This is a genomic window from Methanobacterium sp., from assembly GCF_016217785.1.
GTDB lineage: Archaea > Methanobacteriota > Methanobacteria > Methanobacteriales > Methanobacteriaceae > Methanobacterium.
The window spans coordinates 406,570-419,884 of sequence record NZ_JACRGA010000005.1; the positions used below are offsets into that span (position 1 = coordinate 406,570).

The following is a 13,315-nucleotide window of genomic DNA, read 5'->3' on the forward strand; positions in this document are numbered from 1 at the left end:
ATGAAATTCATTAGTGTAGCTATTAAAGATTTTAAAGAACTTATAAGAGACCGCAGAGGTCTTTTCATGATACTACTATTTCCAATGTTCTTCATGATTATTTTCGGAATCGTCTATGGGAATATGGGTCAGACTAATGAAACTTATAATCTGGCAGTTGTTAACCTTGATGAAGGTGCAAAGATGCCTTTAACCAATGAAGAGGTTAATTTTGGGGATAATCTGACAGAAATTTTCCGTGATTCTGAATATGAAGATAGTGATGTTAAGTTATTTAATGTTATAAATACTTCAGAATCTTCTGCAAATAAGCTTATACAGCTTAAAGAAGCTGATGCAATGATTGTAATTCCCAAAAATTTTTCACAAACTATTGTGGATGAAATGGAGGATTCAATTGCTGCGCAGACAACCGGAACAACATCATCTAATAATAACGACACCCTTAAACTAATTATTAGCGGAGATTCATCCAGTATGGGTTTTGGAGTTTCTCAAGTAGTATTAATAAAAATAATAGGGGAGTATCATGATAATCTGGTGGCCAATATTCAAAGCCAGACATCAGGATCTTCGGCTGAACCTCTAAAATTGTTTGAAGGAGATGTAGGATCAGTCTCCGGGACGGAATCTTTTTCCCAGTTTGACTTCCTGGCTCCTGGAATGATGCTATTTGCTATCTTACTTCTAGCCACTACAGTGGCAGCCAGTTTGACCAGGGAAGTGGAAAAAGGTACTTTAGCTCGTTTAAGAATATCTAAAATGCGTTCATTTGACATGTTATTTGGAGCACTTATCCCCTGGTCAATAGTGGCAGCTATTCAGGTTTTAATTTTACTTACCGTTGCTCTGATTATGGGTTTCAACTGGCAAGGAGGTTTAAACTCCATTGTGTTGGCCATGTTTATCGGAGTCATTGGAGGAATCGGTTCTATTGCATTAGGAATGATTATCGCCTCTTTTGCAAAAAATGACACTCAAGCATTTAATTTAGGGATAATGGTTGTGGTACCCACCAGCTTCGTGGTTGGAGCATTTTTCCAGCTTCCCCAGGTAGTCATAGGTGAAATCATGGGTCGATCATTCCAGATATATGATATACTTCCCTGGACTCATATTTTAAATGCATTAAAATCAGTTTTGATATATGGAAATGGATTGAGTGCCATTACTTATGACCTGGCCTGGAGCGCAGTCTTAACTGCCATAATATTTGTCATAGGTATGGGATTGTTTTCCAGATTCAGATTAAGTGTTGAAAATTAATTTGTGACTTAAACAGCTAATTTAATTTATTATAAATTATTTATTTAATTAAATTAGCAATATTATTATTTGATTAGAAACCGGCTACGGCGTTTTAATGGTTAAATTAGATTTTATTATTTTATAATCAATTAATAACCAGTATTAAATCGTTAGTTTTTAATATTCAAGATAATTAAATGTTTTAAAATAAATTCCAATTGGAAATATAACCCCCGGTTCTGTTGCTTTGGTGTTATAGATGCCTAAAAGTCAGTTGCAAAATCAATGAAAAACATTATTATTTGATAAATTGGAGTATGCCCGAAGGCAACTATCTCACAAATGTATAAAAAACGGATGTTATTGCTTAAACGTAATAACTTTAATCAAAAATCATCGTGTAACTCGTAATTTTCCAATGAGTTTATTAACTTGATGTTAAGTGGGTCGTGGAGATGAAAAAGGAGTTAAAAGAGTTGAAAGGTGTTTAAGGGGTTTTTTTTGATTGGGAACATTATAAATTAAGTTTTTATATTACTTTCATCAATCTAATTTTAAGTTATTTTAATTAAGAAATTTATCCTGTGAGTTAGGTAGGTATTGGAGAGTGTTTAATTGGATAATTTATTAAAGAAATTAGGATGGAATGCTTTTTTTGGGGAACATTTTAGGGAGTATGTGGGATTATATGAACCCGCGAGGGTCTCAACTGTGTTCAAAAATGGTTATAAGGTGTACACTAAAGATGGAGAGGTTCGTGCTAGAATTGTAGGTAACCTACATCAAAAGGGAGATCTTCCCGCCGTAGGTGATTGGGTAGTTGTATCTAAAGAGAATATTGGTTCTGCTACCATACATGCCATTCTACCTCGAAAAAGCAAGTTTTCTCGCAAAGAAGCAGGAAAGGTAACGGAAGAACAGGTGATAGTCTCCAATATTGATACAATTTTTATCGTTACCTCACTTAACCGGGACTTTAACCTAAGAAGGATAGAGAGATACCTGGCCATTGCCAAAGAAAGCAAAACAGAGCCTGTAGTGATCCTAAGTAAATCGGATCTTTCTAGGGATGTTGATGAGAAAATAAATGAGGTTCTGGAGATAGCACCGGAGATAGATGTGGTTGCTATTAGTGCAACCCGTAATAAGGGCATAGAACAATTATCACCTTACCTTAAAGATGGTAAAACCGTTGCATTACTGGGATCATCCGGTGTGGGGAAATCTACACTCATCAATGCCATTGAAGGCTACAAAAGACAAAATATTGGTGAAATACGGGAAAAAGATAGCAGGGGAAGGCATGTTACCACCGAAAGGGAATTGATCATGTTGGAAAAAGGTGGTTTAATTATAGACAACCCGGGCATGAGGGAATTGCAGCTATGGGATGCTGGAGAAGGGATGCTGGATCTTTTCAGTGATATTATCGAACTTGAGATACAGTGTAAATTTTCCGATTGCTTACATGAGAGTGAACCGGGATGTGCCGTTAAAAGAGCCATAAGTGACAAATCCCTCTCAGAAAAAAGGTTAGAAAGTTTCAGGAAATTACAGAGAGAAATGCGTGCTGTTGAAAGGAAAAAAAACCCTCAACTTGCAGGAAAAAAGAGATGGAAAGAAATTGCGAAAATGACCAAAGAGATTAAAAATGTTAAGAAACGATAAATCAATTAAACCATTCCCGAATCTCAAAACTCATTCTAATCATTTATTCTCCGAATAAAAATACAATCAAAAACTTAGCCCACCCCTAAGGATGGCTTCAACAAAGCAACCAGCCACATGCTACGGAAGTTCTTCAATACCCAGCTAATAAATGCCGGAATGCCACAGGAAATCCGTGAGCATATGATGGGGCACAAGTTAAAAGATAGGGTCCGGGAGGCATAATTCCTAGCTGACCCTGAAGAGTTAAAAAAGGTTTACTTAAGGTATATAGATCACCTATCAGTCAAAGACTCTACGGCTGGAAAATATTCACTAGATGAGATCCGGGAACTACAAAGACAGAATAAAAAGTTATGTGATATAGTCTCAGAGATGAAAAAGAGTTGAAAGAACTGAAGGAAGAAGTTTAAGGGGTTATTTTTTTTGAATTATTGAGAACAATTATTAAATTAAGTTTTTATATTACTTAATCAGATATTGACCTGCAGAAAGGCTTAAAGATAATTATAATTGAAAGTGAATGGTTAAAATGAATCAAGGATCACCCAAAACTAACATTATTTTATGCACTATATTCATGTTAGTTGCTTTGATGAATAATTCCCTAATTTTCGGGGGCTTCTGCATATTTGGTATTGTTTTAAGTATGTTTGAAATTAAAAAATTTGATAATAATAAACTTCTTTTATTAATAGGGGCATTAATTTTAGCGATCTCCTTAATATTAGCCTATTTTCAGTTATCATCACTGTCATATTCTGGAAATAAGCTATTTAATTATTTTTTTGCAATAGTATTTATATTAACCGTATTATTATGGGCATATGACTTAACACACGATTATGAGCTCTCTAAAATTAGTCTAATGGAAAATGTAAGTCAAAAAATGAAGAATTTGTTAGCTATCCTCCTTTTGGTGTTAGGTGTAATTGTGGGATTGTTGATTGGGGTATTTTTCTTTAATATTTAATCTAAAAACCCAAAACTCCTTCTAATTACTATTCTAAGAATAAAAATACAAAATACAAGTTAGTCCTTTCCCTAACAATTTATTTCTTCTTCTCGAAAATAATACATAAAAATTCACTAGTTTTTACTCTAAGTAATAACTTTCCTTTTGATAGACTAAAAATAACGGACTTAAAACCTCAAATCTTTATATAATCATAAGTGATTAATAATAATTAGGTGTTTAAAAATGGATGTCGTTAGTCTTGGTTTGATTTGTGGTTTGGTTTTTGGTCTTTTTTCCAGTTTGATAATGATTCCTATGAAAGTGGAGTCACAGCGCAGGAAGTATGAAGCTATTTCAAGTGCTTTTGTGGATCGTTTTATGATAGGTTTAATAGTTCCTAGTGCTACTTTTGGTTTAGATCCTTTGATTAGTGGGTTAATTATAGGAATTGGTTTAAGTCTTCCATCTGCTATTATAACCCGGGCTTATGCACCCATAATGGTTGTAGGGGCTGTTGGAGGTTTAATTATTGGTTTTGTAACCAAGTCAGTGGTAGGTTAATACTGGTAGATCTTCGTATTTATTGTAGGGGGTAGCAATATGAAAGATGAAAATTTAGTAGCTTATTGTGGACTTTACTGTGGTGATTGTTATAATTACACAGGTTCCATTGCTGATTTAGCCAGGGATTTAAGGAAAGAATTAAGAAAGAACAAATTTAAGGAAGCAGCTGAAGTTATGCCTTTTAAGGAATTCGATAACTATCAGGAATGCTATGAATGTCTTGGGGCAATGGTAAAGTTAAGATGTAAAGGCTGTAAGGGTGGTTTCAGATCTAAATTTTGTAAAATAGCTAAATGCGCCCAGAAGAGAGAATACCAAGGATGTTGGGAATGTGAAGAATTTCAAACCTGCTCGAAATTCGACTTTTTAAAGCCCATTCACAAGGAAGCCAATATAAAAAACCTTCGAAAGATAAAAAGACAAGGAATTGATGGTTTTCTCGAAGGGAAAAGACATTGGTAAAATAATTCTTTATAACTTCAAACCCCAAAGCAAACTGACAACTTAGACTTTAACAATTTATTATTTCTTCTCAAAAATAATACATGAAACTTCAGGACAATATCCAATTTTAGAAGTGTGCAGAACATTCAAAATGAAGACAGTAATCCTAGCACAAGCCTCCTCTGGACTGGCAGGGTCAGATCTCCTCAATCTAAAAATTTCAGACTCCAAGGATGGCATCAAAGAAGTATATGATGACAATGACAAGCCCCGAAAGATATGCCAGTTAAGCCTCGAAAGGAAGAGAACACACATAAAATTCACTACTTTCTTTAGTGAGGAAGCGGTTGAAGCTATTGAAAAATATTTAGAGTTTGAAAGAGAGGATATTCAGCCGGATGATCCATTATTTTCAAGGTATAGGGCTGGTGGAGACCACCTGAGTACCATGGCAATCCAGCACTCCTACCGTGAATTGAACCGTTACCTTAACTGGGAGACAGATGAAGATGGTTTTTATAAACTATCAGCTACATGATGCGGAAGTTTTTCAACACCCAACTGATTAATGCAGGAATGGCCGAGGAAATCCGGGAGCATATGATGGGACAAAAGCTTAAGGATAGGGTGCGGGATGCATACTTCCTAGCTGACCCTGAAGAGTTAAAAAAAGTTTACCTAAGGTATATTGAACACCTATCAGTCAAAGACTCCACGGCAGGAAAATATTCACAAGATGAGATCCGTGAATTACAAAGACAGAATAACAGACTGTGTGATACAGTTGCGGAGATGAAAAAAGAGTTAAAAGAACTGAAAGGTGAAGTTTAGGGTTATTTTTTTTTGATTGGGGGCATTATAAATTAAGTTTTTATATTACTTTAGTGAATATCGATATAAGGCGGTTGAGTGGACATGGAAGATTTAAAATTATATTATTTGGTGGGTGTTTTTTTAATTTTAATTTCTTCTTTTATTTTTGTATTAACCTACGATCCTGTTATGATCATTTTTTGTTTATTTGGAATTATGTTTTTTACTTATGGTTTGTACTGTGATAAACAGTTCTCAACTAATATTTTGGTGTTAATTGTGTTAACACTGTTTTCAATGGTAATTTTTACCTTAATTTACATTTTTAGGGTAATGACTGAAAGTAGTAATATCATTTTTGTATTAGCATTAATTAGTGTGCTTTCAATAATTTTTATTGTCATTTTTGTTTTTAATCTCCATATAAAGACAGCCAAATTCCAAAAAGGCATGGAAATTTTAAATAATCTTAGATATAAAGAGGCTTTCGAATACTTTGAGGGATATGTTGAGCATTATCCTAAAGATCCATTGGCATGGTCTGGTAAGGCGTTAGTGCTAATTAAATTAAATAAATTGGAGGAATCATTAGAATGTTCGACTAAAGCTATGGAAATAAAATTAGGATTTAAATATTTTCTGGTAAAAAAATCCACATATTCAATTCAAATTTATACTAAAGCCTGTGTTCTTTTTGAACTTGAGAAATATGAAGATTCATTAGAATACATTGATGAACTATTAGAAATTAACCCAAACTATTCTCCTTATTTGAATTTTGAAGCTGCCATTTTATGCAAATTAGGGGATTATGAAGATGCATTAGAATCTTTAAATGAAGCATTACGATTAGATCCAAAAGATCCTTATGCACTATCCAATAAAGGAGAAACTCTCAGAAAAATGGGCGATTGCTCTGAAGCAATGGAATACATTGATAGAGCTTTAGATATTAATCCGAGGATTCCAGGTATCTGGCTTAATAAGGGAGAAACATTGATGGTCATGAATAAAAATGAAGAATCTTTAAAATATATTGATAAGGCTTTGGAGTTAGATCCAATTTTTAAAAAAGCTATAGGAGCTAAAGAAGAGCTTTCGAAGTTGATAGGGGACTAATAATATGGTTAAAAAAACATTTTGTCCGCGCTGTGGTTCTAAGAAAATTAAATATGAGCAAATCTATGAAGGTAGTGGCACATGGAAATGCCACCAATGTGGATATCAAGGTTCAGTAATTTTAGAAGATGGTAATATTGAAAAAAACATTATAGAAGCCAAGAAAATGGAAAAATTAAGTAAAAAATTATCATGGAGAAGATAACTAAGGCATCTCAGACGATAATTATTATTTAATCGAGTTTAGGAGATGAAGAAGGAGTTAAAAGAGTTGAAGGGTGAGGCTTGAGGGAGTTATTTTTTTTGGCTTTTTAGATTGTTCAAGCTTTTGAAAATAATCATACTCATTATATTAATCAACTAGTGGAAGATAAATATAAAATAGTTTTAACTAATAATAACATTCAAATAAAATATGATGTTGTCAAGTGGTAGGTATAGTTATGGAAAAGGCGTTAAAATACATAATAATTATAGTGATTATAGTTTTTCTTGCAATTTTTTTAGTAGGTTTCTTTTTTGGTTTCATGGATTCTATGAACCAGGTGCAACAAATATAAAACAGAATATTGCTTAAACGTAAAAACTTTAAGTAAAAATCATCTTGTAACTCATAATTTTCCAATGAGTTTATTAACTTGATGTTAAGTGGGTCTTGGAGATGAAAAAGGAGCTGAAAGAATTGAAGGGTGAGGTTAAGGGTTATTTTTTTTGATTATTTAGAATTAAATATGTCGCAGGGTAATGGATCAATACTAAAAATTGATGTCCTGGTCTTTTCAATTACATCGTTGATTAATTTGCATCTAAAAGGATAATTTTCAATGAAAATATCTCTTTTTTCTCCAAATGCATTTTCAGAGAAATCTGATGCGAATGAATTATCATTTTTAATCCGTAATAAGAATGTCATTACTTTGCCTGAATCATAACCAGAATAGTTTGAGAAAACAGGGTTCATCCAATAATTTTCTTCTGGATTTTTTAATTTCATTTTGAAACAGTACAAACTTAAAATTAAACTAAATTGGCATAAATATTTCAAAAATTCTTCTTTAGATCGGAAGAATTCATTTAAAAATTCTTTATAGTTGTAAGATTCATATAAAAAGTTGAATATCCCTTCTAAATTATCTGGTGAAAACATTGATGGATAAAATACACTTTCAGTTAGCCACAGTGTTTTTGATGAAAGTTTTGGATTATCTTCATTAACCATTTCAATTTTTATGAGTTTGCCTAAAAATTCAAATCTCTCGTTTTTGATTGCACAAGCTCCTAAGCAACAATATATGTTGAATAATGCAGCATGAGGTAAATATCTTACAGGAGGTCGCCAACTATAATCTCCCTGGTCTTCGAATAAGATATCTGGCAAATTATGGATATTTTGAAGAATTTTTAGAAATTCATTTGTATAATTAGAGGGGTATTCGATTAAAGTTAATCCAATTGAGGTTATTTTATCAGTGTAATTTTCTAATACATTTAAACCATCAATAAGAACATTATTATCTCTTTTTTCAATATATTCCTCATCTATTTTAGGATATAGTTCAAACCATTGGGTTTCAATTGTTTTTAGTTGTTTCTTAACTAATTCGTGTAGGTTAACATCCTTATTTTCTTTAATATACTCTTTAGATTCTTCAATAACATTCTTTTTCAATGAATTTTCTTTCTTTTGATTAACTAATTTTAAACGTTTTTTGATCTGTTTTTCTAATTTAATTTTAAATTCATTGAGATCATTGGGATCCCAAAAAATAATGTCATAACCGATTAAATCAAAATGAATTTTGGGGCCTTCTTTTTGAAAATTAGGACTTTCAGGCAAATGATCTTCTTTTGCAATTAAAATTAAATTTTTAAATTTATTTAGACCCATTGTGTATCCAACTTCCAAATAACAATTAGGTCTTTCATTTGTCAGATCTGCTAAAATAATATCCGAAGACTTTATAAAATTAACAATTTCACTTTTAAGTAGATTGCCTTCATTGTGCTTATCGACACGCTTTACTTCCAAATCACATGTTTTCAATGTAGGAACTAAAATATCATCATAAAAACTGTCTAATTCTGTATTGCCAATTTGCATAATAACAAATGCTTGTTTCATTAAATCATACTCTTTGAGTTTAAATAGTTTTAATTATGAAATAAACTATTTTTCATCCTTGGGAGGGCAGGGATCATTACCGAAACTACTCCGTCCTGTTTTTTGGAATTTTCCTTTTTTATTGTGTGGGATTACTTCAACTTTATCTTTCTGACCTTGTTGATTTGCGTATTTTTGTGCTTCAGCCTTTTTATCAAAATTTTTTGAGGCTTTTTTTGCTCCTTCTCTTTTAACATCCCAACCTTTTTCCCCTTTGACGATGTGAATATTTTTTTTAGGCAAATTAGCATCTCCATATTAATAAAGATAAATTACTTTCATTAATTGTTTCTAAATTTCCTTCTTCATCACCATTCATATAATTCCCCAAAAAATGTATGATTCATTAACATATTAATATTTTCTATTACTCGGAATTTTGATATTTGAGAGCACTGAAATGAAAATAAACAATATCTTGAAAAAACCCCCAAACTCAAAACTCCTATTAAACCCCTCTTATCCGAAACTAAAAACAATCAATAACTTATCCATTCCCTAACAATTTATTACTTCTTCAACAAAATTCTGATGGAAAATCCTTGAGTATTAACTTATCCTACTAATTTTCCTTTTGATAGACTAAAAAATAAGGCGTAATACCAAAGATTTATATATAATCACTAGTGACAAATAATGATAATTATAAATAATGGTAAATTATTATAATTAATATCAGATTATCTCACATTAAGTATCCTATTAGATTACGGTGATAACCATGCTCACATCAGTCCAGAAAGAAATACTACAGAGTCTTATAAATTTATATCGCAATTCCGAAGGCATGTCTGTCAAAGGGGAGGAAATTGCTGAATTAATGAAGCGTAACCCTGGAACTATCCGTAATCAGATGCAATCCCTCCGTAGTTTGGGACTGGTCAAAGGAGTACCAGGACCTAGGGGGGGATATAAACCAACTATTAAAGCTTACCATACTTTAAACATCCAGGACACGGATAAAAAGAGTCAGGTGCCCATATACAAAGGTGGGGAACTTGTAAAGGATATTTCCGTGGCTAAAATTGAGTTCACCAGTATCCCTCATCCTGGAGAATGTGAAGCAGCCATTAAAGCAGTGGGAAACATTAAAATCCTGGATTTAGGGGATAAAATACGAGTAGGCCCCACACCCGTAAACAAACTAGTAGTGGATGGGGTGGTGGTTGGTAGAGATGATATGGACAACATACTCCTCCTGGACACTACTGGAATCCGCAGCATCCCCAAAAGAAAAGTAATCGAAGTAGCCACACCCAACATAATAACCCTGGACGGATTAACCACCATACGGGATGCAGCCCGGGTTTTATCCACTAACAACATTGAGGGTGCACCAGTAATGGATGATGGGGAAATCAGGGGAATGGTAACCTTATCTGACATCAGCCGCGCCCTGGCCGAGGCCCGGGAAGATATGAAAGTGGTGGATATAATGACCAAAAACGCCATAACCGTCAACGAAGATGTGGTCATTGCTGATGCCATTGAAATCATGAATAAAAATCAGATCGGCCGCTTAATAGTGGTTGACAAGGCAGGAAACGCACGAGGAATCGTCACCCGCACAGACCTTCTCGATAAAATAGCAGGCTTAAAATAGCTATTAATGGATTATTCTGATCAATTAGGTTAATTTCTTAAATTAAATCCTTTTAAGAGCATTAATCTCAACCTCAATTTGAATTAATCATGATTAATATATACATATAATTATTTTTTTCCACAGATTCCAGACCTAAATTTTTCACAAATTTTAAAGTTAGAAACTAATTTTAAATAAACCATTGAATAAAACTAAAAAATAAGACCATCCTTATTTACAGTTTTCATTTAACTAACTTTTATTCAGATATACTTATACGCTACTTAGATGGGCTTTTATCCAATATTACAGGAAGTGCAAAAACTGAAGATTCAACACATGAAAATAGACCCTGGAATGACCACCCTCCAGTTAATGGAAGAAATGGGGAAAAGCGGAGTTTTAGGGGCTGGCCGACTATACCGGGCCACCAAACTCCTGGCAGAACTAATGGGGGATGAGGAAACCACCCTCTTCCTGAGTGTTGCCGGACCAATGGTCCCTGGTGGTCTTAGAAAAATCATCCGGGATCTCCTGGCTGACGGCCATGTGGATGTGCTTATAACCAGTGGAGCCAACCTCACCCATGACTTGTTAGAGGCATTTGGAGGTTCACACTACCGGGATCATAATGAAACTGATGAACAACTCTGTCAGATGGGCATGGGTCGCATTGGGGACATATACACTAAATCAGAAGATTTCGAAGTATTCGAATCAAAAATCAACACCCTCCTGGGTGAAATCTCTCAAAAAGAGGATCACATGAATATCCGCCAGTTTCTAACCGAGATAGGGAAGTGTATCCAGGACCCGGAATCCATTATCCACACCGCAACAGAGAAAAACATCCCTATATACGCACCGGGCATTATTGACAGCATGCTGGGATTGCAACTCTGGATGTTCACCCAGGAAAACCAGCTCACCCTGGATGCAGCCGGAGACATGCACGAACTATCAGACATAGTCTACGGATCCAAGAAGGTAGCCACTGTGATACTGGGGGGAGGACTGCCAAAACACTATGCTCTGGCCTCAAACATACTCACCGGTGGAGTTGACGCAGCGATACAGGTAACCCTGGACCGCAGTGAAGCAGGAAGTCTGAGCGGAGCACCATTAGAAGAAGCCAAATCATGGGCTAAGGCCAAATGTGAATCCAAACTGGTAACCGTGATTGGAGATGCCACTATAATCTTCCCAATGATGGTGGCCGGGGCTCTGGAATTAATAAATAAAAAAAATGATTAGGGATAGTAAACCGGATAAAACATTCAAAAGATAAAAATACATTCAAGATACTAAACATTCAAAAGATAATAACAGTCAACTTAAAAGATGGATTAACGAAGAACAATATTAAAATGAAAACTAATTTTAAGGAGTTTTAAAAGTTTATGCTTTTAGAGGCAATTTTATACGCATTATCCGGATTTTTCATGAAATTCTCTGATGATGCACTGGACATGGAGAACAACACCCTCCTGGGTGTCATGGGTGGGATAATCTGTGTGGCGGGAATAGGATATCTGGCAGTGAATTTTACTGATGCTGCGACAATCTTCCTGGCCATACTCCTGGGAACACTCTTCTCAGGTAAAGTGGATAAAGTGGGCCACCTGGTCACATTAATCATTTTCCTGGCTATCCTGGCAGTGTTCGGCATACCTGAAATTGGATTGATAGCCCTGGTCATATGCACCATTGCCGCCTGGTTGGATGAAGTGGGAAACGATAGGGAAAGTTTAAAAGGAGTAAAAATCGTAGAAACATTCTTCAACTATCGCTGCACCATGAAAATAACGGTTCTAGTACTATCCATTTTAGGTGGTCTGCAGATGATCTACCCTCAGAGTATGGGAATGAACTCCCAACTTCTGGGAATGAACCTTTTCCAGCCAGTAACATTCATCTACTTCATACTATTCGACCTGGCATATGAAATGGCAGGTTTAAAGTTCAATAGAATCTATGATGGAATTAAGAGCATCTACCGGGTCATGAGCTAGATATATGCTCCGACCCACAATAAGTGCATCCGCAAATTCAAGGGTATCTTTAGGATCTCCACCCTGCACACCCACTCCAGGGGATATTAAGAATGAATCTTCACCTATTATCTCCCTTATTTTTCCCAGACGATCCAGACGGGTAGAAGGACCAACATAGTTACTGATACCCATCTCCACACCCATACGGGCTATGTCCATGGAAACTGGCTGCAGGAACTGGGATGCTCCGGGATGTGACATTTCAGTGAGTAGAAAGATCTCCTTACCCTGCTTGTTGGCCGAGTCAAGACAGCTGGCTGCACTGTCAGGTCCTACAAAGCCATGCACGATAATGGCATCGGCACCAGCCTGGAAAGTCACATCAGCAATCTTCTCATTGGTGGCCGGTATGTCTGCCACCTTAAAATCACAGATAACCCTACAACCATACTCTTCTTTAACCCGAGTCACAGATTCCAATCCCTCAGCTAACACCAGGGGATAACCAATCTTAATTGTGTCCAGGTAATCGGAAACATTATCCATCAATTCCATGGCTTTTCCCATGCTGGGAACATCCAGGGCCAGGATTATCTTGTTTTTAACCTCCATGGGAGTAGTTATGTTTTTGATCTTTAAATTATTTTGTATGGGAGTTATGTTGAGATTGATCTATGAACACCGTATCTATTGAACACTGTTTGGATTATATTGAACCCGTTTGGGTTAAATAAACACAATTTATGAAACTGTTTATTTAA

16 protein-coding genes are annotated in these 13,315 nt (G+C 35.0%); 13 read left to right on the top strand and 3 right to left on the bottom strand.

Translation table 11 applies throughout. The annotated features are described in order from the left end of the window. From HY987_RS03390 to HY987_RS03430, 10 genes are all read left to right on the top strand, one after another. Entirely contained in the window at nucleotides 1-1,266 is a 1,266-nt protein-coding gene (locus HY987_RS03390) for an ABC transporter permease (RefSeq protein ID WP_292755636.1), read from the top strand. 714 nt (nucleotides 1,267-1,980) lie between these two features. After that, the gene (gene rsgA / locus HY987_RS03395; protein WP_292755638.1) at nucleotides 1,981-2,916 is read left to right on the top strand and encodes a ribosome small subunit-dependent GTPase A; all 936 of its coding nucleotides are present in this window, start codon (nucleotides 1,981-1,983) and stop codon (nucleotides 2,914-2,916) included. A 117-nt stretch (nucleotides 2,917-3,033) separates the two neighbouring features. Beyond that, nucleotides 3,034-3,141, top strand: a complete 108-nt coding sequence (locus tag HY987_RS12725; RefSeq protein WP_367146872.1) for a hypothetical protein — start codon at nucleotides 3,034-3,036, stop codon at nucleotides 3,139-3,141. A 355-nt stretch (nucleotides 3,142-3,496) separates the two neighbouring features. Then, nucleotides 3,497-3,889, top strand: a complete 393-nt coding sequence (locus HY987_RS03400; protein ID WP_292755640.1) for a hypothetical protein — start codon at nucleotides 3,497-3,499, stop codon at nucleotides 3,887-3,889. Between the two features lie 228 nt (nucleotides 3,890-4,117). After that, entirely contained in the window at nucleotides 4,118-4,435 is a 318-nt protein-coding gene (locus tag HY987_RS03405; protein ID WP_292755642.1) for a hypothetical protein, read from the top strand. Nucleotides 4,436-4,474: 39 nt separating this feature from the next. After that, nucleotides 4,475-4,900 (top strand): DUF3795 domain-containing protein, encoded by a 426-nt coding sequence (locus tag HY987_RS03410; RefSeq protein ID WP_292755644.1) that lies wholly within the window; start codon nucleotides 4,475-4,477, stop codon nucleotides 4,898-4,900. Between the two features lie 133 nt (nucleotides 4,901-5,033). Then, nucleotides 5,034-5,420 (top strand): hypothetical protein, encoded by a 387-nt coding sequence (locus tag HY987_RS03415; RefSeq protein WP_292755646.1) that lies wholly within the window; start codon nucleotides 5,034-5,036, stop codon nucleotides 5,418-5,420. Further along, nucleotides 5,417-5,713: a hypothetical protein gene (locus tag HY987_RS03420; RefSeq protein ID WP_292755648.1), complete on the top strand. Its 297-nt coding sequence runs from the start codon at nucleotides 5,417-5,419 to the stop codon at nucleotides 5,711-5,713. Before HY987_RS03415 ends, HY987_RS03420 begins: the two co-directional genes overlap by 4 nt. An 84-nt stretch (nucleotides 5,714-5,797) precedes the next feature. Beyond that, complete coding sequence (locus HY987_RS03425; RefSeq protein ID WP_292755783.1) at nucleotides 5,798-6,814, top strand: tetratricopeptide repeat protein; 1,017 nt, start codon at nucleotides 5,798-5,800, stop codon at nucleotides 6,812-6,814. Between the two features lie 4 nt (nucleotides 6,815-6,818). Next, entirely contained in the window at nucleotides 6,819-7,019 is a 201-nt protein-coding gene (locus HY987_RS03430) for a hypothetical protein (RefSeq protein WP_292755650.1), read from the top strand. Between the two features lie 510 nt (nucleotides 7,020-7,529). Here HY987_RS03430 and HY987_RS03435 read toward each other — a convergent pair. Together HY987_RS03435 and HY987_RS03440 are read right to left on the bottom strand one after the other, a co-directional pair. Continuing rightward, nucleotides 7,530-8,936 (bottom strand): hypothetical protein, encoded by a 1,407-nt coding sequence (locus HY987_RS03435; protein ID WP_292755652.1) that lies wholly within the window; start codon nucleotides 8,934-8,936, stop codon nucleotides 7,530-7,532. A 45-nt stretch (nucleotides 8,937-8,981) separates the two neighbouring features. Then, nucleotides 8,982-9,218, bottom strand: a complete 237-nt coding sequence (locus tag HY987_RS03440) for a DUF2188 domain-containing protein (protein WP_292755654.1) — start codon at nucleotides 9,216-9,218, stop codon at nucleotides 8,982-8,984. Nucleotides 9,219-9,696: 478 nt separating this feature from the next. On the opposite strand from HY987_RS03440, the gene HY987_RS03445 reads away from it, so the two are divergent. The 3 genes from HY987_RS03445 to HY987_RS03455 all read left to right on the top strand — a co-directional run bounded on the left by HY987_RS03445 (nucleotide 9,697) and on the right by HY987_RS03455 (nucleotide 12,572). Continuing rightward, entirely contained in the window at nucleotides 9,697-10,578 is an 882-nt protein-coding gene (locus HY987_RS03445; RefSeq protein WP_292755656.1) for a CBS domain-containing protein, read from the top strand. Between the two features lie 321 nt (nucleotides 10,579-10,899). After that, nucleotides 10,900-11,814, top strand: coding sequence for a deoxyhypusine synthase (locus HY987_RS03450; protein WP_292755658.1), 915 nt, complete (start codon nucleotides 10,900-10,902; stop codon nucleotides 11,812-11,814). Between the two features lie 146 nt (nucleotides 11,815-11,960). Next, nucleotides 11,961-12,572: a hypothetical protein gene (locus tag HY987_RS03455; protein ID WP_292755660.1), complete on the top strand. Its 612-nt coding sequence runs from the start codon at nucleotides 11,961-11,963 to the stop codon at nucleotides 12,570-12,572. On the opposite strand, the gene pyrF is transcribed toward HY987_RS03455, so the two are convergent. Then, nucleotides 12,516-13,166, bottom strand: coding sequence for an orotidine-5'-phosphate decarboxylase (pyrF, locus tag HY987_RS03460; RefSeq protein WP_292755662.1), 651 nt, complete (start codon nucleotides 13,164-13,166; stop codon nucleotides 12,516-12,518). The genes HY987_RS03455 and pyrF overlap by 57 nt on opposite strands. Nucleotides 13,167-13,315 lie beyond the last annotated feature (149 nt).

Bases quoted from the DNA above. Each gene is read 5' to 3' on its own strand.
- pyrF (WP_292755662.1), bottom strand. From the start codon at position 13,166: ATGGAGGTTAAAAACAAGATAATCCTGGCCCTGGATGTTCCCAGCATG.
- HY987_RS03415 (WP_292755646.1), top strand. From the start codon at position 5,034: ATGAAGACAGTAATCCTAGCACAAGCCTCCTCTGGACTGGCAGGGTCA.
- HY987_RS03445 (WP_292755656.1), top strand. From the start codon at position 9,697: ATGCTCACATCAGTCCAGAAAGAAATACTACAGAGTCTTATAAATTTA.
- HY987_RS03390 (WP_292755636.1), top strand. From the start codon at position 1: ATGAAATTCATTAGTGTAGCTATTAAAGATTTTAAAGAACTTATAAGA.
- HY987_RS03410 (WP_292755644.1), top strand. From the start codon at position 4,475: ATGAAAGATGAAAATTTAGTAGCTTATTGTGGACTTTACTGTGGTGAT.
- HY987_RS03420 (WP_292755648.1), top strand. From the start codon at position 5,417: ATGATGCGGAAGTTTTTCAACACCCAACTGATTAATGCAGGAATGGCC.
- HY987_RS03450 (WP_292755658.1), top strand. From the start codon at position 10,900: ATGAAAATAGACCCTGGAATGACCACCCTCCAGTTAATGGAAGAAATG.
- HY987_RS03435 (WP_292755652.1), bottom strand. From the start codon at position 8,936: ATGAAACAAGCATTTGTTATTATGCAAATTGGCAATACAGAATTAGAC.
- HY987_RS03425 (WP_292755783.1), top strand. From the start codon at position 5,798: ATGGAAGATTTAAAATTATATTATTTGGTGGGTGTTTTTTTAATTTTA.
- HY987_RS03455 (WP_292755660.1), top strand. From the start codon at position 11,961: ATGCTTTTAGAGGCAATTTTATACGCATTATCCGGATTTTTCATGAAA.
- HY987_RS03400 (WP_292755640.1), top strand. From the start codon at position 3,497: ATGTTAGTTGCTTTGATGAATAATTCCCTAATTTTCGGGGGCTTCTGC.
- HY987_RS03430 (WP_292755650.1), top strand. From the start codon at position 6,819: ATGGTTAAAAAAACATTTTGTCCGCGCTGTGGTTCTAAGAAAATTAAA.
- HY987_RS03405 (WP_292755642.1), top strand. From the start codon at position 4,118: ATGGATGTCGTTAGTCTTGGTTTGATTTGTGGTTTGGTTTTTGGTCTT.
- HY987_RS12725 (WP_367146872.1), top strand. From the start codon at position 3,034: ATGCTACGGAAGTTCTTCAATACCCAGCTAATAAATGCCGGAATGCCA.